The 23,060-nt window shown below is 44.9% G+C and carries 13 protein-coding genes; 7 read left to right on the top strand and 6 right to left on the bottom strand.

The window, feature by feature from the left end; all coding sequences use genetic code 11:
* Positions 1 to 5 precede the first annotated feature (5 nt).
* The 3 genes from IQ270_RS02965 to IQ270_RS32185 form a co-directional block, all read right to left on the bottom strand.
* On the bottom strand, positions 6 to 5,198 hold the full coding sequence (locus IQ270_RS02965; protein WP_193971777.1) for a PAS domain S-box protein: 5,193 nt from the start codon (positions 5,196 to 5,198) through the stop codon (positions 6 to 8).
* 416 nt (positions 5,199 to 5,614) lie between these two features.
* Positions 5,615 to 6,907 (bottom strand): ATP-binding protein, encoded by a 1,293-nt coding sequence (locus tag IQ270_RS02960; protein ID WP_193971776.1) that lies wholly within the window; start codon positions 6,905 to 6,907, stop codon positions 5,615 to 5,617.
* A 421-nt stretch (positions 6,908 to 7,328) separates the two neighbouring features.
* Entirely contained in the window at positions 7,329 to 9,647 is a 2,319-nt protein-coding gene (locus IQ270_RS32185; RefSeq protein WP_193971775.1) for a tetratricopeptide repeat protein, read from the bottom strand.
* Positions 9,648 to 9,940: 293 nt separating this feature from the next.
* Here IQ270_RS32185 and IQ270_RS02950 point away from each other — a divergent pair, with 293 nt between their 5' ends.
* Together IQ270_RS02950 and IQ270_RS02945 are read left to right on the top strand one after the other, a co-directional pair.
* The gene (locus tag IQ270_RS02950; protein WP_193971774.1) at positions 9,941 to 13,510 is read left to right on the top strand and encodes a glycosyltransferase; all 3,570 of its coding nucleotides are present in this window, start codon (positions 9,941 to 9,943) and stop codon (positions 13,508 to 13,510) included.
* A gap of 236 nt (positions 13,511 to 13,746) precedes the next feature.
* Entirely contained in the window at positions 13,747 to 15,078 is a 1,332-nt protein-coding gene (locus tag IQ270_RS02945; RefSeq protein ID WP_193971773.1) for a beta-xylosidase, read from the top strand.
* A 140-nt stretch (positions 15,079 to 15,218) separates the two neighbouring features.
* On the opposite strand, the gene IQ270_RS02940 is transcribed toward IQ270_RS02945, so the two are convergent.
* Together IQ270_RS02940 and IQ270_RS02935 are read right to left on the bottom strand one after the other, a co-directional pair.
* The gene (locus IQ270_RS02940) at positions 15,219 to 15,518 is read right to left on the bottom strand and encodes a contact-dependent growth inhibition system immunity protein (protein WP_193971772.1); all 300 of its coding nucleotides are present in this window, start codon (positions 15,516 to 15,518) and stop codon (positions 15,219 to 15,221) included.
* Positions 15,515 to 16,054, bottom strand: a complete 540-nt coding sequence (locus IQ270_RS02935) for an RNase A-like domain-containing protein (RefSeq protein WP_193971771.1) — start codon at positions 16,052 to 16,054, stop codon at positions 15,515 to 15,517. The genes IQ270_RS02940 and IQ270_RS02935 overlap by 4 nt, the downstream gene beginning before the upstream one ends.
* A 377-nt stretch (positions 16,055 to 16,431) precedes the next feature.
* Between IQ270_RS02935 and rfbF the strand changes: the two genes are divergently transcribed.
* The 5 genes from rfbF (at position 16,432) to IQ270_RS02910 (ending at position 21,790) form a co-directional block, all read left to right on the top strand.
* Positions 16,432 to 17,208: a glucose-1-phosphate cytidylyltransferase gene (rfbF, locus tag IQ270_RS02930; RefSeq protein WP_193971770.1), complete on the top strand. Its 777-nt coding sequence runs from the start codon at positions 16,432 to 16,434 to the stop codon at positions 17,206 to 17,208.
* A gap of 229 nt (positions 17,209 to 17,437) precedes the next feature.
* Positions 17,438 to 18,520: an acyl-CoA dehydrogenase family protein gene (locus IQ270_RS02925; RefSeq protein ID WP_193971769.1), complete on the top strand. Its 1,083-nt coding sequence runs from the start codon at positions 17,438 to 17,440 to the stop codon at positions 18,518 to 18,520.
* 165 nt (positions 18,521 to 18,685) lie between these two features.
* The gene (locus tag IQ270_RS02920) at positions 18,686 to 19,417 is read left to right on the top strand and encodes a cyclase family protein (RefSeq protein ID WP_193971768.1); all 732 of its coding nucleotides are present in this window, start codon (positions 18,686 to 18,688) and stop codon (positions 19,415 to 19,417) included.
* Positions 19,418 to 19,464: 47 nt separating this feature from the next.
* Entirely contained in the window at positions 19,465 to 20,211 is a 747-nt protein-coding gene (locus IQ270_RS02915) for a DUF1995 family protein (protein WP_193971767.1), read from the top strand.
* Between the two features lie 811 nt (positions 20,212 to 21,022).
* Positions 21,023 to 21,790, top strand: a complete 768-nt coding sequence (locus IQ270_RS02910; protein WP_193971766.1) for a metallophosphoesterase family protein — start codon at positions 21,023 to 21,025, stop codon at positions 21,788 to 21,790.
* 174 nt (positions 21,791 to 21,964) lie between these two features.
* On the opposite strand, the gene IQ270_RS02905 is transcribed toward IQ270_RS02910, so the two are convergent.
* Positions 21,965 to 22,819: a M48 family metallopeptidase gene (locus IQ270_RS02905; protein ID WP_193971765.1), complete on the bottom strand. Its 855-nt coding sequence runs from the start codon at positions 22,817 to 22,819 to the stop codon at positions 21,965 to 21,967.
* Positions 22,820 to 23,060: the final 241 nt, after the last annotated feature.

Below are 23,060 nucleotides of genomic sequence, written 5' to 3'. Positions count from 1 at the left end.
AACTACTAACCATCGATATACTGCTTTAAAATACTCCGAATTTGTTTGAGCTGAAATCCCTTAGCAAGTGGGCGCAGCTTGGTGGCAAACGGCACTAATTTTGGTTCCAAAGTTTCCAGCTTGGCAATCTCTTTAAAAAAATCTTCAATGTCGCCCATAGCTGCGAGTTTCAAAAGTTTTGCTACCGACTCAGAAGCCGCAGGTAACAAAGCAGAACAAGCAGGAAAATCAGATGCTGGTGACAAACTGGGAGTTTTGCGCTTGTTGCTTTCGGGTGATTCCTCGTAAATCCATTCTAATCCCAAATGTACGCGCAACCGTTCCAAAAAGTGATTTGCTTCGATCGGCTTGGCAACAAAATCATTGCACCCTGCCAGGAGGCTCTCTTGCTGCGCCGACTCAAAAACACTAGCTGACAGAGCAATTAACACGATATCTTTGAATTCCGGCAACTGTCGCAGTCTCCTTGCAGTTTCTAAGCCATCCATCACAGGCATCCGCAAGTCCATTAAAATCACATCCGGTTTAAATTCAACTGCTTTGTAGAGGCATTCTTGACCGTTACTGGCCTCTGCAATCTCAAATCCCAAACGCCCCAGCAGCCTGCACAACAAACCGCGATTTAGTTGATTGTCGTCCACGATTAGCACTTTCCGCTTGTGGCCGACAAAACCGACAAGCCAGCGTTTTTCACGCAAAGGAGACACCTCCAAGTACCGCTTGGCTGCGGGCAATTCTAAATCCAGCCAGAAAGTGCTGCCTTTTCCTAAAGTGCTGTTGACGCGAATTTCGCTGCCCATCAGTTTGGCTAATTTCTGGCTGATGGAGAGTCCCAGACCAGTACCTTCAACAAATGTATTGCCTCCAACTTGGTGGAAGGGCAAAAATATTTCTTCTAACTTGCTTTGATCTATGCCCCTCCCGGTATCCTCTATTTGAAAGCGGATTTTTAAATCGTGTTTTGCTGCGATCGCATTGTGGGCGAAGCGCATATAATTTTGTTTCAGTTCCGAAGTCAAAATCGAGAAATTGTAATTTTCTCCTTGGCCTCGACTCCAGGCTCCTGTTCCGACATACCCGACTTTGAAAGTTACTTTGCCGCTCTTGGTAAATTTAACTGCATTGCTGAGTAAGTTGATCAGAATTTGGCGCAATCTTTTTCGATCGACCTTGACGCAGTTAGGCAGGGGAGACACTTGTTCGTAATTGAAGGAAATTCCTTTTTGAGAAGCCCGCATCTCAAAAAGGTCGGCAATGTTTTTTATGAAATCTAGAAAATTTAACTCTTCCGGGTAGAGTTCCATTTTTCTAGCTTCGATTTTGGAAAGGTCTAAAACATCGTCGATTAACATCAGCAGGTGTTCGCCGCACTGTTGAATGTTGCTGAGACTGTCTTGGTGATCGGAGGTTAAGTCTTTGTCGGTTTTGAGGATTTGAGCGTAACCTAAAACGCCGTTTAAAGGCGTCCGCAGTTCGTGGCTCATGTTGGCGAGAAATTCGCTTTTGGCGCGGTTGGCGGTTTCTGCGGCTAATACGGCTTGTTGGAGGGCAGCTTCGGCAACTTTTCGATCGGCAATTTCGGTTTGTGCTTGTTGAAATAGCGTCGATTGCTGGATCGCGATCGCCAATTGGACGCACAGTTGCCGGAGGGATTCTATTTCTGAGGAATCCCAGGCACGGGGGCCGCTGCAATCCTGGGCGATCAGCAGTCCCCAGAGTAGATTTCCTGCGGTCGGTTGGCTCGCGGAAATAGTTTCTCGTGCTTTTAAAATCGGCACTATTAAGTTAGCTTTTACTTCTAATTCTTCGAGATTTTTAATGTGGCATTCGCTCAGATTTTCACTATAAATATCTTCTATAGAGCGAATATAACCTTGCTGGTAAATATCTACAAACCCATCTGTAAAACAGGTGTCAAGATTGTGAAGATTTAGCAATGAAATTCTATTGTTTGCCACAGATTCCACAACTACAAAGCCGCTCCAGTCGGGATTAAAGCGGTAAATAACTGTGCGGTCAGTTTGCAAGAATTGCCGCACTTGTTCGACAGCAGCGGTGAGGACTTCTTCTAAATTGAGGGAGGAGCGAATGCGATCGAGCATGGCAACTACCAGCCGCTCTCGCCTTAATTGGTGCAGCAGCGCCATCTCGGCTTGTTTGCGTTCGGTGATGTCGGTCATTACTCCCACTAATGCGATTAAATTGCCAGTTTCATCTTTGATGCAGTCAGCGCGAAATAAAGTTGTTACCAGTTCGTTGCTTTTAGTTTTGATTTTGAGTTCGCCTTGCCAAGATTTGCCTTTGCGGAGCGTTTTCAACATTTCTAGCAGCACTTGAGTTTTGGGGTAGATTGCCGTTGCTCCGCCGGCTGTGTTCAGTTCTTCTGCTGTGTAGCCGTACCGCTGAATAAAGGCTTGATTGTGGTAGATCGATCGCCCTGTCAAGTCAGCAATGCCGATCGCGTCGCTGGTGCTTTCTACGGCTTGAGTCACTCGCAGCAGGTTTAATTCGGCTTGTTTGCGATCGCTAATATCAGTAATAGTGCCGATATAGCCTTTAATTTCCTGCCCATCTCCGATTTCTGCGATCGCCTGACCGATTGCCCAAACTACACGACCGTCTGGATGCTGAAAGCGGTATTCTGATTTAAAAGGAATTTTGTGAATAACTGCCCTGTACCATTCATTTTTCACCCGCTCCGCATCATCGGGATGAATGGCATTCATCCAGCCAGTTTCGGCTGCTAATTCTGCCTTTAATCCCGTGATTTCGCTCCACCGCTGATTCACATAAAAGCAATTGCCAAACGCATCGCTGTGAAATATGCAAACCGGCGACGCTTCTGCCAAAGTTTGATAGCGGCGCTGGCTCGCTCGCAGTGCTGATTCTGCTTGTTTTCTCTTAGTAATATCGCGGACTATAGAAATTATCTCTCCGCCTGCAAGCATTGTCAGCGACAATTCTTGAGGGAACTTAGTACCGTCGTCGCGCTGACCGAGCGCTTCTATATTGCAGTACCCTTTTTCCTGAATCGCCGGCATTACTTCTCGTTCAAAATATTGATTTTCTGCGTAGCTGTAGAGCATTTTCCATTTCTTGCCAAACAGTTCGCTAGTGCTAGCCAAGCCGTACATTTTGAGATAAGCGTCGTTTGAATAAATACATTCTTTGCGATCGTTAAAAATGGCAATACCGTCATAAGCAGCGCCCATTGCTACTGCTTGTTGCTGGAGTTTGGACTCGGCTTGTTTGCGAGAGGTAATATCGTGACCGACGGAGTAGATTAAACCTTCTTCGCCAAACGGCGATGCCGTCCACAGCAGGCATTTGTAAGAACCGTCTTTGCAAAGATAGCGGTTTTCAAAGGAAATACTAGAGGTACCGGCGATTAGTTTTGCCGCTTCGGCTGCGGTGGCTTCTCGATCGTCAGGATGAACAAATTCGATCGCACGCTTGGCAAAAAGTTCAGCCGTGCTGTAGCCTAGAACCGTTGACCAAGCTGGGTTCAAACGTTTGAAACAGCCGTCGTAACCGACAATGCAAAGCAAGTCTAAGGAAATCGTAAAAAAGCGATCGCGCTCTGTTTGTGCCTGCTTCAACTCAGTGATATCCATCACTAAACCGTCCCAGAGAATATCGCCTTCGCTCCCAGATTCGATCTGATTATTCAGCCTTTCTGGTCTTGATGCTCCTTGCAACCACTTAACTTTTCCCGACGGCAAAATCTGCCGCCACTGATGCTGCCAAGGTTCCAAAGTAGCAGCTGAAACTTCTATAGATGTTTCTAAATTTAAGCGGTCGTCTGGATGAATTCCGTTGAAAATAATTTCCGCATTTTGCTCTATTACTTCTGCCTCTAATTCGTACAGTTGGCGGCAGCCCGAAGAGACGTAGGGAAAACACCTTTGTCCCGTTGCTGACCTTCTGAATTGATAAATTGATCCCGGCAGATTAGCTACCAATTTTTGAAATCTAGCTTCGCTTTGTTCCAAGGCTCTTTGCTGCCGTCTATATTCAGTAAAATCTCTAATTGTGCCAACTATTACTTTACTGCCATCTGCTTTTTGAAAAACGCTTTTTTTGGTAGAAATGATGCGTTCTTTGCCTGCGGTGTCTGTTAAAGTTTCTTCATTTTCCAAGCAGATGCCAGTTGTCAATACTTCTTCATCTTTAGCCCAAAAAACATCCGCTTCTGATTTGGGGAAAAAGTCATAATCTGATTTGCCTAGCAGTTCTTGCCGCGATTTTCCGACAAACTGACAAACAGCATCATTTAAGATGATCCAGCGGTGCTGCTCGTCTTTGACAAAAATCGGGTCTGGCGTAGCATTTATAGTGTGGTTTAAAAAATCTTCTGATGCTTTCAGTTGGGCTTCGTAGCGGTAGCGATCGCTCACGTCCAACACTACTTCGATCATCCGGTCGATCGACCCGTCTCGGCCACGGATGCAGCGCAGCGAAACTCGCGTGTGAACTATTTCGCCGTCTTTTCTGAGCCACCTTTTGTCACAGATGTAACCGTCGTTCGTACCTGCTAGCATCTGAGACAATTGTTGTTCATTGACATCAAAATCCTCTGGATGGATCAACTCCAGCCAATGCTTTTGCACGAGTTCGTCGCGCTCGTAGCCCAGCAAATCGCACAGCGCATCGTTAACTTCTATCCAATTGCAATTTTCACCAATTGCCGGGTGAACAATTGGAGCGACGATGGCAATTCCGATTAAAGAATTTTCCACCACCGAGCGATATTTTTCTTCGCTTTTTCGCAAAGCATCTTGACTGTTCTGCCGTTCTATGGCGTAACGGAGCGATCGAATTAACAGTTCGCCGTCGATTTTTCTTTTGACTAAATAATCCTGTACGCCGGCCGAAATCAACCGCAGCGCAAGCTCTTCGTCGTTTTGGGCGGTCAAAACTACGATCGGCACATTTACCCCGTACTCTTTTACCCGATCCACCGTCTCAACACCCAGACTGTCTGGCAGTGAAAGGTCTAATAAAATGATGTCAAAAGTTTCTTGACTCAATCGCTGCTGCGCTTCGCTGAGACGCTCAACTTTCGTCACCAATATACGCTGCCGGCCGCTAATTCCTGACAGCAAATCTTCAATAAGCTCAGCTTCCTGATGGTTGTCTTCTACCAACAGAATGTTAAAGCAGGTAGGAGGTATAGCTAAGTTAAAAACTGCTTTCATAATATTTACTAATCAAAGTTTTTTATCAAGATAATTTTGATTTTATCTTTTCTTGCCAGGGCCGTTATTGAATCCCACCTACACATATATCGGCAGTCAGTCGATTAGAGATTTACTTGCCACAGATGAATCTGCTAGCTTGAACTTGAGTCTAAATTTGGGGGCTTTCCGCCACTTTTTTGGGGCGATTGTCTCCCTTTGTGGGCGGGGTGAGATTGCGGTGTAAGCGATCGCTACAAAAATCGTGTTTAAGATTTATAATCATATCACGAATTTACTCTGCTGTCAACGCAAAACATTTTTTATTCTAACTTGCAATTTCACTTCTAGGTTCTAGCTTGTGCCTTAAAATATAAGAATTAATTCAGTTTTCCCGGGCTTGTAGCTTCTACATAAGTGCCTGCATGATGTCTCGATTAAGAAAGAGTAAAGTGAAAAGTTGAACCTTGACCCGGTTGTGACTCCACCCAAATACATCCGCCGTGACGCTGCACAATCTTTTGACAAATTGCCAAACCAATACCTGTCCCAGAATATTCTCTTGGAGTGTGCAAGCGCTGGAAAATTTGAAAAATGCGTTCTTGATGCTGTCGAGCAATCCCAATTCCATTATCCGAGACAGAAAATAACCAATTTTCCTTTTGTTTTGCAGCGGTAATATGAACTACAGGCGGTACATCGTGGCAATATTTAATCGCATTGCTAACTAAATTTTGAAAAAGCTGTACGAGCTGAGAAATATCACCAATTACACTTGGTAATTCGCTGTAGGTAACAACTGCTTGACTGTCGCAGATAGCCCCTTGCAGATTAGCGATTGCGTGCTGGACTGCATGATTGCAATCTGTTGGTTGAAAAGCTTTCTGACTGCGGCCAACTCGCGAATATTCGAGCAAATCGTCAATTAAAGTTTGCATTCTCGTGCAGCCTTGAACAATATTGCCGATAAACTTACTAGCTTGACTATCGAGTTGGTCTTTATAGCGTTTTTCTAAAAGTTGAGCGTAGCTGGCAATTGTTGCTAAAGGCGCTTGCAAATCGTGAGAAGCCACATAAGCAAATTGTTCGAGTTCCGCATTTGAGCGCGCCAATTCTTGGTTAGATTTTAATAGAGCCGATTCGGCCCTCTGGCGGTTTGCAATCTCTTTTTGGAGAAGCAAATTTTGATCTTGCAAAGCTTTTTCAACGGCGAGGCGGTTGCTGATTTCTTGTTGCAGGATTTGGTTTTTTTCGTGAAGGACTTTTTCTACGGCTAAGCGGCTGCTAATTTCTTCTTGAAGCACCACATTTTGTTCTTTTAGCTGCTTTTGTAAATTCCGCAACGTGAGGTGACTTTCGATGCGGGCGAGCACTTCTTCAAACTGAAAAGGCTTGCTGATGTAGTCAACTGCTCCCACAGCAAATGCGTTTACTTTGTCGAATACTTCATCTTTGGCACTGATAAAAATTACGGGAATTTCCCTCGTTTTTGCTTCAGATTTCAGGTGCTGACATACTTCGTAACCGTTCATTTCCGGCATCATGATGTCGAGCAAAATCAAATCCGGCGGATTAGAATTGCAAGCTCTCAGAGCCATTGATCCGTTAATCACGCAGCGGGGAGCATACCCCCGATGAGTCAACATTGTAGACAGCAGGCGCAGGTTTTCTGGCGTATCGTCTACTACTAAAATGTTTCCTAATGGCGTTTCTCGTTGCTGATTGTTCATTGATTATTTTCCGTAAAAATAAAGTCATTAGTCATTAGTCATTAGTCATTGTTCATATCGTGTCCTATCGATTGACAACAATAAGATTGGATCGCGCGTGCGGACTAAATTCCGCACGCGCGATCCGTTTTTTTCGCTCGATCGGATATGATATCATTAGTGATTAGTCATTAGCGATCGGGAAGCAGGACAAACCAAAAAGGAAGAGGCTAGCAGGAAAAATGAATTTTTCGGAAGGGTTTCAGTAATTAAGAATTTCCTCACCATCTTGTGGTTGCTATGTTTTGTTTTTTAATCCTTCGTGCAAAAAAAACTGTTTACTTGTAGGATAATTGGGGAAATAAAACGAGTTATTCGCTGATCAACCAGTCTTTTAGCCTTTTTTGAGCAGCAATAGCTGTGATTCTTTGTCGCTCAATCCTTAAACCTCCAGCAATAGAGTCAGAGCGTTATTGTACCAAGTCAATCCTTTATCTAAAACTTTAAATCCAGCTACTTTGCACATAGATTCTAACGCAGAAGCTGTAGGCAGCCACCACCACGGCCCAAAGTCGTTGGTGTCAAAAACTGCTTTCTCAATTACTCCGAGAATTGGTGTGCCGTAGGTGTACTGCTGCCAGTAAGCTGTTAAGATAGCTCGTTCTGCTTCGCCCAAAGCGGGAATGAAGATTACCCCAGAAGCTGGAATTTCGTAGCGTCCCCGCTCGTTTTCTATAACTTCTTGGGTAATAGCTGAAGTTAAGATTAAATACTGCCCTGTTATTTGACGCAAGCTGATTAAAATTTGCAAAGGGTGTGGGTGATGGTACAAAACTCCTGCACAGTGGACTACATCATAGGGCTTACCAATTTCTGCAGGCTGAATCTGAGTTATATCTTGACTGATACAATTATAGTTAGCAATATTTAAACTTGCCATGCGATCGCGAAAATCTTGCCAAAACGGTCGAGATGCGGGCGTGACATCAATCATTGTTAGAGAAATTGCACCATATTTGTTTGCTACAGAGACTTTTTCGTTGACGGTTCCCCACAATCCCCCGACTTCTGCAAAAGTGCGATTTTTGACCACTCGGGCAATGTAGCGATCGCGAATATCGTCAGTTTCTAACTCTAATAATATACTGCGATCGCCACTTTGATGTTTTATCTCTAAAATTTCCGCTAATTTTGCGGATATTGCTGCATCTTTGGGCCGGACTTCTAATGCCATCACGTACAAAACAGCCGCTTCGTCAAGCCGATCGCTCTCGGCAAACTTTTGGGCAATTTCGCAGTAAAATTCAGGAGAGTGCAGCGGCTGCAATGCGTGGTGATAGTAGCTGGTTGCTGCGTCTAAATTTGCTGAAGTTCTTTTGAGCAAAGCATCGCCCAACTTGGTGTAAATTTTAGGGAGAGCGGGTTCGATTTGCAGCGCACTCAGGTAAGCCCAAACAGCCTCGTTCCAGTCGTGCTGCTGGGTCAAAGCATCGCCTAAATTGTAATAAGACCAAGCAAAATTTGGGTTGAGTTCAATAGCGCGCTGATAAGCATTAGCTGCGGCTTTCCACTGCTGGGTTTTCAACAGCGCTTCTCCTAAATTGTGGTAAGTCCAAAAAAAATCTGGATTGAGTTCGATCGCCCGCTGGTAAGCGAAGGTTGCTGCCAACCATTCCTGGAGTTTAACTAAACTCAAAGCTAAATTATAATGAGACCAAAAGAATTCGGAATTAAGGGCGATCGCCCTTTGGTAGGCTGCCGCAGCTTCCGACCATTTTTCTAGTTGAAAAAGCGCATCTCCCAACTTGTGAAAAGAGCCAGAAAAATTTGGGTCTAGTTCAACAGCGCGCTGGTAGGCTGCGACGGATTCCGACCATTTTTCTAATTTACCGCAAGCTTCGCCGATGCTGTAGTAAGACCAAGAAAAATCCGGGTTAATTTCCACAGCAGTGCGGTAGACAATTACAGCTTCTTGCCATTGTTCTAATTCCAGCAAAACTGCGCCTAAATTGGAGTAACACCAAAATGAATTTGGATTTAATTCAATACTTTCTCGGTAGGCTTTTTCTGCCTCACACCAAAGATTCTTTGCTCTCAAAACATTGCCTAGTTTGTAATAATATTCAGAAATATCCGGCTGAAGTTTAATAGCTTTCCGGTAGTTAAAAATAGCCTCGTCCCACTGTTTTAGTTGGGTAGCAGCTTCCGCTAATTTGCAGTAAGCTTCACAACAGCTAGAGTTTAAATAAATCGTCCTGTGGTAACAAATTATGGCTTTTTGGGGCTTGTTGAGTGCCAACAAAGTATTGCCCAAATCGAGATATTCTGACGCTATTTCTACTGGTTCTACCAAAAGTGCTTGATACCAGCAATCTGCTGCTTCGTCAGCTTGACCTAGTTGGGTAAATATGCGACTCAAATTGCGGTAAAATCCTGCAACGTCGGGTTGCAGGGATATAGCTTTTTGGTAATAGGCGATCGCCTCTTGCCACTGTTGCAAACTAGCGCAGAGAGTGCCGAGGTTGGCAAAAGCTTCGGCAAAATCCGGTTTGTGGGCGATCGCAACTTTATACCAATACCTTGCGTCTTCTAGATTACCCTGAGCTTGCAGCGCCTTCCCGAGGGTTTTGCAAGTCTCGGCAGAATCGGGGTGGGATGCGAGAATTTGGTGGCAAAGTGCGATCGCCTCCTCCAACTTCCCTAAAACTAAATATATTTCTGCCTGTTGTTGACAATCAACGGCTGCTATTTCTGGATTCACTTTTTGCGTTCCTGTTTAGTAATAATGACCTGTATAAATTTAGGGCAAAACTTGTCTAGTTTACCACTCGCCCTGAGACATCTCCCTAGGTGTCAATACCAATAACCTCCACGGGATTTTTCCGATCCAATTTTGAGGAAATTTGCCTAATAGAACTTGAGTATAAACTCAAATAAATTATACCATTTGTGGAACAGGCCCGAAAGCCTGTTATAAACAATAGTGCCGCTAAGTGAGGTAAAAACCAATTTGGATTAAACTAAGATAGCAACAGGTTAACAGCAAGGTAAACAATGTCAGCAGCCACTCAGACACCGCTAATCAGCGTAATTATACCAGCATACAATGGCGATCGCTACATCGCGCAAGCCCTAGAAAGCGTCCTAGCCCAAACTTTTACCGATCGAGAAATTATCATTGTAGACGACGGTTCCACAGATGAGACAAATCAAGTATTGCAGCCTTATCTCAACAAAATTCGCTATGTATATCAGGAAAACCAAGGAGTAGCAGCCGCCCGCAACCGAGGAATTCAGGAAGCCAAAGGCGAATTTATTGCTTTTTTAGATCAAGACGACTTCTTTGAACCAGATAAATTAGCAGCACAAATAGCACTGTTTCGCTCCTCACCATCTTTAGGAATTGTCAACAGCGGCTGGCGTTTAGTTAACGAGCAAGGCGACGCAATTTCCGATGTAACACCTTGGCTGTATCTCCCCAAATTAAACTTAGAAACTTGGATAGTACAAATGCCCGTACTGCCCAGCGCCATGATGTTTTCGCGCCAGTGGCTGGAAACAGCAGGCGGGTTTAACTCAGAGTTTGATTCAGTAGACGATTCCGATTTAGTGCTGCGTTTAGCAGTGCTGGGTTGCGAAGCAGCTTGGCTGCCACAAGTCACAGTATCCTACCGCCAGCACGACAAAAATGTATCAATAAAAAAAGCCCTAAAACAAGCAAATCTTTTTATAACCTTAAAACAGCAATTTTTCGCAAAACCCGACTTGCCGCAGCACATCCGCGAATTAGAAAATCCGGCTTTCTACGAAGCATTGACTTGGATGGCGTGGCAATTGTACTATAGTAACTATCCAGTAGAAGCGGTTGACTTCTTCCAAGAATCTCTCCGCTACAGTCCCTATAAGCCCAAAAATACAGTTACAGATTGGCTCAAACGTCTGGGCGCTATTGCCCAATCTTACGGGCGCAAAATCGATCTTCAAGTATTAAGAAACCTATCAGAATGGAAAAAATTAATGGCTAGCATACTTTCCTCAAAAAAACCCACAGTCAGCGTCATTATCCCAGCATACAACTGCGAACGTTACATTACCAGAGCTGTAGAAAGCGCCATCAATCAAACTTACCAAGACTGGGAAATCATTGTCATAGACGACGGTTCAACCGACAGTACGAGCCAAGTTTTAAATACTTACCGCGACATAATTCAGTACGTCTATCAGGAAAATCAAGGAGCAGCAATAGCCCGCAATCGCGCTTGCGAACTTGCCAAAGGCGAATTCTTAGCTTTTCTGGATGCCGACGACTTTTTCCTGCCAGAAAAACTCGCCAAACAAATTGCTTGTTTTGAAGCTGACCCCTCTTTAGGGATGGTACAAAATGGCTGGTTGATGGTTGATGAAACTGGAAAAGATATCTACGCATCCGTGCCTTGGGAAGAGTCGCCCAACTTAGATTTAGAAACGTTTGTCCTGTACAAAAGCGTGCGTCCCAGCGCTATGATGGTGCGGCGCGAATGGTGGCAACGTCTGGGCGGTTTTGACCCTCGTTTTCCGCCAACCGAAGATTTAGATTTTGCTTTACGTTTGGCTTTAAAAGGCTGCAAATGTGCTTGGTTGAAAGAGATATTAACCTGCTACCGCCAGCACGATAAAAATCTGATGTCCGGCGGGCCAAAAGTAATGCAAAGTATGGAAATTGTGATGGAACAATTTTTTGCTAGACCCGATTTGCCCGATCGCATACGCCAACTAAAAAAGGCAGAACGTTACAAATGTTTAGTATGGATAGCGTGGCGGATGTACCGCGATGGATATTTGGCTGAAATGGTCGAGTGCCTGCAAAAATCTCTGTACTATACTCCTTTTACTGGCTCGGAAACTGTGTTTAAATGGTTGGAAACTTTTAGAGTTTCTTCGGAAGAATACAGCAATACTTTTGATGCTTATGCCTTGACCAATTTACCAGAATGGCAAGACATAGTTGTAGAGGCTGTCAACAATACCTATCAATTTAAATCGGCCCCTAGTTCAAATTACCGCAAGCTTGCAGGGCACGTACTCCTGTACGCAGAAGACCACGGAATCGGCGGTTTAGCGCAATTCAACCACTCGCTGCTTTGCAAATTAGCAGCCGACGGCTACCGAGTTACTAGCGTGCAAACTAAAACTTCTAATCCTTTAATTACCGAACAGCAGCAGCTAGGTATCGAGCATATTTGGCTGGAGTTCGACACAATGAAGGAGTTTTTGCGAATTGCTTACAATTGTGCGGATGCTGAAAGAATTTACGCGGAAGCTCAACCGGATTTAATTATATTTAGCGACGGCTGGCCGATCGCAAATTTTGCTGCAAAACAAGTTGCAATTAAGCAAAACATACCTTACGTAATTACTCTCGGTTATATCGATCGCACTTATCAAACTTTCAACCGCGGCGATCGGATTCCCTATTTCGATGCAGTCGCCTATCAGTACGATTTAGCCAAATCCGTCATCGCTGTTTCCCACGAAAATTTAAACTTGTTCAAGAGTTTGTTTAAAACACCTCTGGAACAGGGAAAAGTAATTTATTACGGCAGGCCGGAAAGTTATTTTAAACCGCCCAATCTTTCCAACCGCCAACGCTTGCGCCAAGAACAAGGCATCCCCGAAGAAGCTGTGGTTTGTTTCACGGCGGCGAGACTGACTCCAATTAAAGGATATCAGTATCAATTGCAGGCGATCGCCCAACTAAAAAATCTGCCAATTTGGCCGCAGCTATACTTTGTGTGGGCCGGCCCCGGTTCTGCCACTCACGACAATATGGAACCGGAATTGAAAGCAACTGTTAGCGAATTAGGAGTCACCGAAAAAGTTAAATTTTTGGGACAGCGGTGGGATATTGCCGATTGGTTGGATGCCAGCGACATCTTTATTTTATCTTCCGAAGCCGAAGGAATGCCGCTAGCAATTATGGAAGCAATGGCGAAAGAACTGCCCGTAATTGCTACAGCAGTCAGCGGCATTCCCGAAGAGTTGGGAGACACCGGAAAGTTAATCGCCGACCCAAAAATTGACCCGAAACAGACAGCACGAGAGTTAGCAGAAACGGTAGAACTATGGGCGCAAAATCCCGAATTGCGGCGGCTTGCAGGACAAGCTTGCAAACTGCGGGCTGCCGAAATGTTCAAGGAAGAACGGATGCTTGTGGAATACGCAGAAGTGATCGCACAAGTCTTATCTGCTAGCAGCAATCCAGACAAATTTGCGTTAGCGTTAGCGAAGCGATCCGAAGGAAAGCCCGCCCCTACGGGGGCTGCGCCAACGAAGAGGATCGCCCCCAAAGTCCAAAAGCAGATTCAGCAAGTTGACAGTATGCTCAATTACTATTATCTAGTATGGCAGGCATGGCAAGCTTTCGATCGCGGAGATATGTCCGGAATGGTGGAGAAGTTGCAGTTATCTTGGAAATGCACGCCGCTGTTTTCAACGGAAACTATTTTGAGCTGGATTACGAATTTTGTGACACTATCTGCCGAAAAGAATGTTAAACTCGATACTTATTCGCTAACTAATTCAGAAGCTTGGCAAGAATTGATAGAATCAATCCAGGGTTTTGAAGTTGCCTTGTCTGTTCGTTAATCCTGTTTGAGAATCGATTCCTAAAAATCTGTTTGTAGTAAGGACTTTACTCCTTATTAGCTAAAATATTATAGAGAGGACTGAAGTCCTCACTACAAAGCCTAGAGAAAATTGGTTTGTAGTAAGGACTGAAGTCCTTGTTATCTAAAATTTTTTAGAAAAAACTAAAGTCCTCACTACAAACTTACTAATATTTGTACTTTATTCCTGTTGTTCACTTCGCCAGCAAATACAATATGCAATTCACCTTCAAGTTCAAACCTATTAACAAGCTGCTGCCAATTTGCTTGGCTGCGATAACTGTCCTGTTAATCGCCTATTTTGGGCAGCAACCAAGTATTGCTCAAGTGCGATCGAACATCACAGTCGATTTTGGACAACCAGCCACCGGTATAACGTCCATGAGCGGCATCTTGCACGGCATCGACCCCAGCAAGCCCCCAGACAACTTAATCAAACCCTTGCAGCCGAAGCTGTGGCGGGCGGGAAGGCTCGATATTTACGATCGAGTGATTGCCAGCGGAGCCGAATTTCAACTATTAGTTAGCGACCTCTGGGGCTACGGCAGCAACCCCAAAGGCTGGCCCTATCAAGATTATCCCGCGTGGGAAGCATTCATCCGACAGTTAGCCCAACAAAATAAAGGCAAAAAAATTATTTGGGATGTATGGAACGAACCAGATTTAGCTAACCCGTTTTGGAAAGGAAGCAGAGAACAATTCTTTGAAACCTACAAAAGAGCTTACAAAATTTTGCGGGAAGAATTGGGGCCGTCAGCGGTGATTGGCGGGCCGAGCATTAGCACTTACAACAAAGAATATTTAAGGGCTTTTCTTGATTACTGCAAAGCTAACAAACTGGAAGTAAATTTCTTAGCTTGGCACGAACTCAACGATACCATAATTTTATTTGTGGACGACCACGTGTTCGATGCCAAGCGCAATTTTCAACAAAGTCCATTTTACAAGGAACTGAAATTGCAAAAAATTTATGTCAACGAAATTGTTGGCGAATTAGCTCAATATCAGCCAGGGGAAATTTTAGGTTATTTGTCTAACTTAGAGTTTGCAAAAGCTGATGGTGCTTGTAGGGCTTGTTGGGATACAACCGGAGCTCAAAAAGTTAGTAATTGCTTCAATAATACGCTGAGCGGGATGGTGACTCCTAATACTTTTGAGCCGAGGGCGGCTTGGTGGACATACAAAGCTTACGCTGACGGAGTGAATTCGCGGGTGCTTAGCCGATCGGATAACGATCGCCTTGTCGCTTTAGCCAGCAAGTCAAATCCTGAAGGTAAAGCACAGGTACTTTTAGGTTATTTCGATCCCAATTATTCCTCAGCAGCAACTCTTACCTTAAATCTTGCCAATTTGCGGCAGCTAGGTATTGAAAAAGGTCAGAAAATTAGTCTGAAATTAGAGAAGATTCCTAACAATCTAGAAGGCGCTGTGCCAAAGCTTGTCACGGTTAAAGAAGAAGAAATTTCGGTTGGGGGAAATAACTTGAATTATGTCATCCCTAATTTTAAGGTTCACGAAGGCTATTTATTGACGCTTAATCAAGAATAGGTTCGTAGTCAGGACTTTAGTCCTTAGATGCGGACTAAAATCCTGACTACAAACCTTTTTTATTGTCATTAAATGCGGACTAAAGTCATCACTACAAACCTTAACCCTTACCTCACAAAGCTTGAGAACCGCTATAGAGTTTAGCTGGGATTTGTCAAAGATTTTTGCACTGATTCCAGCCATTCTCTGACTGTTTGATTTTCCGAGTTTGGGTCATAGTAACAGCCTAATTCATCGAGGATGAATGTTTCTAAGTCGGCAGGGGCGATCGGCATTTCTAGCAGTTTGCTGAGCTCTTGCGATGCGGCTTCAACCGTTTCGCGCGGTTCGCTGCTGCGGTAGTTGTTCACTACATCGCTGGGAGTGTCCGCTTCTAGCGGCCAGTCTTGGTGAAAGTAGGAACTGAAAAATTGGGTTAAATTAGGAAATCGATCGATCATTGAGGATAAGCTGTGAGAATAAAGTATCCGGGAGGTAATTTGGCGCTGCGCTGGAGGACGATTTTCAGGCGAGATGTTGAAGTTGCTTTCGATGCGCGGCGGCGCAAAGTAATGCCAATTATTCTGTTGGCGTTATAGTCGATCGTATAAAGATTTCCTCGACTTTTCACCCAGGAGTCGATCGCACTTTGACTTCTGTTCATTGCTTCACCAATCGCCGATTCAGCGACGGAACGATCCGTAAAGGAAGACGCTGCTGGAATTCTCTTTTCCTGTGCCAGTCGCTGTGCTAGTTCTGCTTCTGTTTTACCAACGTGTCTCTCTAAAGTGTGTCCTCCTGCTGCTTCGTGAAAGTCTAATCCGCCCCCCGGTATGTTGGGTACAAAAGCTACGGTGGTTTGTGCAGCAGTCGAGGTTTGCCCCCCAACAACCGTCGCGCCAACATCAGGTATTGCCGATTGAAATAAGATTGTTATGGAGGCGATTGCACCTATTATACCCAAAAACTGTTTGAGGCGATCGAGTTGAGTTCTCATTGCTGTTGAATCTATTTCTTATATTTAGTATAGCTCTCGGCTGTTTTTTTGTCTATTTCCTAATATACCATTAGTTAGTTAGAAATTGCGCGCTGCATTTAAATATACAGTGCGCCACAAGCACCCTAGGATTATTTATAATAGTTCGTGATTTGGCAGTTTACAAAGCTTCACTCACTCTGAAAAAATGTTAATAATTCTTAGAAAATATCGCTGATGATTGATGATACATTAATTGATGATCTTTAGTCCTAGAGGCACGGGTAGTCAGAAACCGGGTTTTTGGCGAAATACTTCGTTAAACCCGCAGAAAAAACCAAAAACCCGGTTTCTTGGGTTTTGATGCGTAAGTCCCGATCTTTAAAAAAATTAAAAAAATGCAAGTAGTTATCCTGGCTGGCGGTCTCGGTACTCGTCTCCGAGAAGAAACAGAATTTCGCCCCAAACCTTTAGTTGATGTCGGCGGGCGTCCGATCATTTGGCACATCATGAAAATATATGCCCATTACGGCTTACAAAGCTTTATTGTCTGCTTGGGCTATCGCGGCAACATGATCAAAGAATATTTCCTCAATTATGAAGCCATGAACAACGACTTTACTGTCTGTCTGGGACGCAAAAATAGCATTACCTATCATGAGGAACATCGCGAACAAGATTTTCATGTAACTCTGGCTGAAACTGGCGCGGAAAGCATGACGGGAGGGCGGGTAAAACGGATAGAAAAATATATTGATGACGATAATTTCATGGTGACATATGGTGATGGAGTTGCTGATGTCGATATTGAGGCATTGATCGAGTTTCACAAATCTCACGGGAAGCTAGCAACTGTTACGACATTTCGCCCGATTTCTCGCTTTGGAATTTTGGATGTAGACAGCGACAGCCGCGTAGTAGAATTTACTGAGAAACCTCAAATAGACGGCTGGATCAGTGTTGGATATATGATATTCAACCGCCGGGTATTTGAGTATTTGGGTGAAGATGACTGTGTTTTAGAACAGGAACCGCTGCAGCGTTTGGCGGCAGAGGGACAGTTGATGGCTTACCGTCACGATGGCTTTTTCTTTGCGATGGATACTTATCGAGAATACAAGTATTTAAATGAGCTTTGGGATGAAGGGAAGGCTCCTTGGAAAGTGTGGAAATAAGTGAGTTGCTGTACCATTCTCAATAAGCATTTATGGGCTGAGTTTCCGGTTCGTTCCACAATAGATAGAATTTATTTGTTGTGGAACAGCTATCTTGCCTTGCATTCTAAACAAACTTTTTATGAACGGGCTTTCCGGTTCGTTCCACAATAGATAGAATTTATTTGTTGTGGAACAGGCCGGAAAGCCTGTTCTGGTGCATAGCTCTGCTATAAAATTATCATAAAAAATGGATTTTCAAGAAATTCTCCACAGCACAGAAAGTTATCTCAAAGAGTGCGTTGCACCCCGCGCCGAAATCATCGACACCGACTCCGAAGCGCTGAAAATAGCAGTTGCTGGATTGGAAAGTCGATCGCTCTTAGCGTTGCGAGTTCCCCAAAAATGGGGCGGTGCGGAGATTTCCCCGGAGGTTTTTTACGAATATCAGGAATTGACGGCTCGATATTCTGGCGCTTTGGCTTTCCTGCAAACTCAGCACCACAGCGCAACTGCGATGGTTGCCAACAGCGACAATGAAATGCTAAAAAATATCTACTTGCGGGCGATCGCCCAAAAAGAGTTACGCTTAGGTGTTGGGTTTTCGCATTTGAGGCGATCCTCTTCGAGGGCTTCGCTAACGGGAAATCCCGCAGTCACCGCAACTCCCACAAAAGAAGGTTATTTACTATCAGGCCAAGTTCCTTGGATCACAGGTTTTGGCTTGTTTCAAAAGTTTATTGTAGCTGCTGTACTTCCCGACAATCGCGCAGTTTTTGGTTTGTTGCCTTTTGCCAATACCGAACGCGAATCTGGTACAATAGCAGTCAGCGAAATCATGCAGTTAATCGCCATGAACTCGACTAATACTGTGACAGCAACTCTCGATAATTGGTGGCTGCACGAATCGGAAATAATTTCAGTTAAACCTGTCGGCTGGATTGCGGAAAATGATAGCAAAAATATTCTGAATTTTTTGCCTGGTACTTTCGGCTGTATTCGATCGGGATTGGATGTAATTGCAGCAACCGCGACAGCTAAAAATTCGCCTTCAATGGCGGCGGTTTGCCAAAAATTAGAGCAAAAGCTCGATCGGCTCAAACACAATTTCCAACAATCTCAACACAGCTCAAAAGCAGAACAATTAGCGCTCCGAGCCGAAGCCATCGACTTAGCGGTGCGCTGCGGGCACGCTGCGGTTACAGTTTCCGGCGGTGCGGCTAACGGTACGCTGCACCCGGCCGGGAGAGTTTATCGAGAAGCTATGGTGTATACTGTTTCCGGGCAAACCAAGGACGTAATGGAAGCTACAATCAGTCGATTCGGCTTGTAGTGCGGACTTCAGTCCGTTCCATGTCACCAACTCCAACACACACGCGCGAACCATTTTTATGATGATAATCGATCGGACACAGTCTTACTCTTGAGTCCCTCACTACTGCAGACGAAAGCTTCTATAGTCGCGCTTTCAACCGCCGAATCTTCTTCATTTTTGCCGATGACAAACAACTTCAACTCAAACAATTTAAAAACGATCGCCTACAGACAAATTATAGACTTAACCCACGCAATTCATCCAAATATTCCCATCTGGCCCGGAGATCCGGCGCTCGAATTTGAAACCGTATCTCAAATAGAAAAACACGGCTATTTCCTGCGAAAATTCTCAATGGGAGAACACAGCGGCACTCACATCAACGCACCCAACAGCTTCGATCCAGCCGGCGCGAGTGTTGACAGTTATCCGCCGCAGTCGCTAATTTCGCCCGCAATCGCGATCGACATCCGCGAGCAAAGTCTTGCCAATCCAGACTACACCTTAACTGTAGATGATATATTAAATTGGGAACAAAAGCACCAATTTATCCAACCAGAAAATCTCGTTTTATTGTATACTGGCTGGCAAGAAAAATGGCATGACGAACAAGCATTTTTTAATGCCGACGAGCGCGGAATTTGCCACTTTCCCGGATTTAGCAAAGCAGCAACTCAATTTTTGCTAGAAGAACGTTCGATTGCCGGAATTGGCACCGACACCCACGGAGTCGATCCAGGACAAGATGCAAGTTTTGCCGTCAACAAAATGGTATTGGCAAAGCAGCGAACAGTGCTGGAAAATCTGGCAAATCTCCACTTGTTACCTGCCGCTGACATCACTTTGGTTGTCGGAATATTACGCCTTTTGGGAGGTTCCGGATCGCCTGTGTCGGTGTTAGCTTTGGTGGCTTGATGCGGTAAAATAAGATTGACAGAAGTAAAGTAAAAATCATAAGATTAATGACAGAACTGCCAAAGGATCTCAACGAGGCGATCGCCCAATCCCGCATTGCAACAGCCGCCGCCCTCTCGGACGGTCAAAATCTCCTGCAAGTTGAATTAGTATTTCCAGAAATCGCACTGCAAGCACAGTCTATCACCCAACAATTTCTCCCAGAATTTGCAGAAAAATACTCGGGTATGAAAGTCTTTTTTCCCGATACCGGTGCGGCAGCCCTCGCCCGCCGCGACTGGGGAGAAACACCGTTTAAAGTCACAGATTTGGGCAGCAGCCGCACCCCTGTCGAAGAAAAAATAGCACCGGAAGACGAACTGTTTTTGCTCGTCAATCCAGCCGCCGTAGAAGTGGCGCAAGTTGAAAAACTCTACATAGCAGCCGCAGGTCGCCCTGTAATTCTACTAAACCCGCGGCTCGAAGATGTTGCTACTATAGGTATAGGCTATGCAGGCCGTCAATTGCGCGATCGCTTCCTCAGCAAAATCGAATCCTGCTACTACATCAGACCTCTAGAAAGTGCGGCTTTATTCCGCTGCTACCCCCAACCCTGGCAAGTTTTGCTGGAAACCAACGACGAATACAAACTAATTTCTGAAACCGCTCAAAAACCCGTCGGAGAAGATTTAGAGCGGATTTTAACCAAAGCTTTGGGAACCGCCGCTCCCGACTCCAACGCACCTGCAAAACCGCTAAAAAAGAAAGGTTTTTTGGCAGAACTCCAGACTTTCCTCAAAGCTTTGACTCAGTGACAGCAGTTAAAGCTCGATCGTATTTTCGGGTGTGCCGCGTCGATTGGGCGATTAATTTCGGTCAATTTGAGATTTACTCCACAGTAAGCTGTGGCGGCATTTAAACTGTATGCCAAAAAACAATAAAAATCTTGTGGGGTGGACACGCGAGCGGGCCTTGAACATACAATGTTTATTGGCGCGACAGCTTATTGTCGGAGGCATCAGCAGCGGATTATTTTCGACTGAACCGACCAATCGCGCTGTGCACCTTAAGTAAGTCGCCCTAAATATTATTTATCGTTGGGCTCCCCCAGGAGGCAGTTCCGCTTAACGCAGGAGGGATTCGGGAAAGCGTGTGATACCAAAAATCCGAATTTGCCACCCCCTTTATCTTCTGACTCTTCTTTTTCCTCTTCTATAAGCGATAATAGCGCTGACGCGCCGCTTCGCGTACTGCTTCTTCGCGGTTTCATTATAAAGCGGGTATCTTACCTGGATTTAGTATGATTTACATTTCATTACATAGTGCTGTTTATTTGCCCCTTTCTAAGGGCACCGTCAAATAACTGTTGAGTAAATCTCAAATTGAAAATCTCAAATTGAAAATCGACTGACTCACTAACAGCAGTTGCAGACACACAATTAACAGCTTGCCAGTGTTGCTATCTGTAGCAATGGAAACAGATATTGTGAAGATTCACTGAATTGGTTATAGAAAGCAGTATAATGGGTCTCACCCCTCCTCCCGAAAAAACAGAGGAAATATCAGCAAAATCACATGATATAAGCAAGTAATTAAGGTTTTGAGTCAGGGAAGCGGATAAACACAGTGGAGTACCGACGCATTGTTATCGGGGACGTACACGGGCATTACGACGGCTTAATGCTCTTGCTAGAGGCACTTGCCCCGAGCTCGAAGGATCGCGTCTATTTTTTAGGAGATTTAATCGATCGCGGGCCCAAAAGCGCTCAGGTATTAGATTTTGTCCAGCACAGCCCCTACCAAACACTGCTGGGAAATCACGAACAACTGATGCTGGAGGCTTTGTCGGGACGGCATCCAGATATGCGGGCGTGGCAATGTTGGCTCTACAGCGGGGGCGATGCGACAGTCGCCAGCTACAGAGATACTGGGATGATGCCTTACAAACACTTGGATTGGCTGCGATCGCTCCCTACCTATATTGACTTGGGCGATATCTGGCTGGTACACGCGGGCGTGCATCCGGCAATGTCAATTAGCGAACAGTCTAGCGAACAACTGTGCTGGATTCGCAAAGAATTTCACACGATATCGAAACCGTATTTTCCCAATAAATTAATTATCACCGGTCACACAATCACCTTTACCTTTGAGGGCGTCAGACCAGGGGAATTAGTCAGGGGCCAAGGGTGGTTGGATATTGACACAGGTGCTTATCATCCCAAAAGTGGCTGGCTGACTGGATTTGACCTCAGCTACCGCAGAGTTTATCAAGTAAATGTGTTTAACAGTCAAGTCCGAATTTTGCCGCTTGATGAAGTTGTCAGACAATTGTATCCGCAGATTGCACTCCCAAAAAATTGGCTCTTTCCTGTTGTTCAACAGCAGGGTTAATTGAATTTTTAGTTGTAGGGTGCGTTAGTTTGAGTTCGATCGACAAAATCGAAATTCACTTATTTCTAACGCACTATACTACATAGATTTATTTGTTAACGAACCGCGAAGACGCCAAGATCGCGAATTAAGAAAAGAGTAGAGAAGATCTCGCCTTTGACAGTTTTAGAATTGCTAGGACGATCGCAAAAATCGGCGAATTTCCAGCTTGTAATCCGCATTGTTCAAGCCTTCACCGCTAGCCAGATCCGGATCGATCGCCTGAGAAATAGCGGCAATCCGATCGCTAGTAGCCGGGTGAGTGCTTAAAATATTCGGCGGCGAAGGTTGATTCAACAACTTTTTCATGAAATCAACCATCCCAGATTGAGCGTAGCCCGATCGCCCCATAGTTTCCAGTCCCAACCCATCTGCTTCGTACTCAGCTTGGCGGCTGTGGGGGCGACGCAAAGCCAACTCCACTCCAAGCTGCACCGCCCGAGATCGATCGAGTCCTGTCGCCGAAGCTACACCAGAGGCGATCGCCATTTGACGCATTTGTTTAATCGAGTGGCGAGCACTAATATGCCCGATTTCGTGGGCGATGACGCTGGCTAATTCGGCTTCATTATCCGCCGCCGCCATCAAACCCTTATTCACGTACACAAAACCGCCCATAGTCGCAAAAGCGTTAATCTTGTCATCGTCAATCACCTGAAATGTATAAGGAATGTTCGGGCGAGTGCTTTGCTCTGCCAGCCGCTGACCGATGCGATTGATATATACTCTAGCAGCGCGATCGCCGTAAATTTTCACTTCCGAGCTCGCCAACTGCTGGTTGATTTGTTTGCCAACCATCACCTCCTGGCGATCGGACATATTTGACAATTGAATAATTTGAATCCCCCGAAAAATCAGTTCCGGCAAAGAAAACGCCTGTGTCGGTTCCGGAGAAACCACCCAGATGCCCGCAGTCACAATCAGCGACAGAAACAGATAAATTCCCCGGCCACAAGTATGCCGGCAAGTCAACCAAAAACTTTTGAACATGATTGATAAGTGTTAAAGGAAGGAAGATGGAAGATGGAAGATGGAAGATGGAAGATGGAAGATGGAAGATGGAAGATGGCTATAAGGGCGAAGCTGAGCGGGTGAAAAGAAGGAAGATGGAGATAAGACGGCGGTTGAAACCGGATTTACAACAACAAAGTCCCTCTCTAAGAGACTGAAGAAAATAATGTAATTTCAACCGTCCGTTCTTCAACCTGCGGAGGCAGGTGAGTGTTTGTAG

This window comes from Microcoleus sp. LEGE 07076 (assembly GCF_015207455.1).
Lineage (GTDB): Bacteria > Cyanobacteriota > Cyanobacteriia > Cyanobacteriales > Microcoleaceae > Microcoleus.
This window is presented reverse-complemented; position numbering and strand designations above follow the sequence as displayed.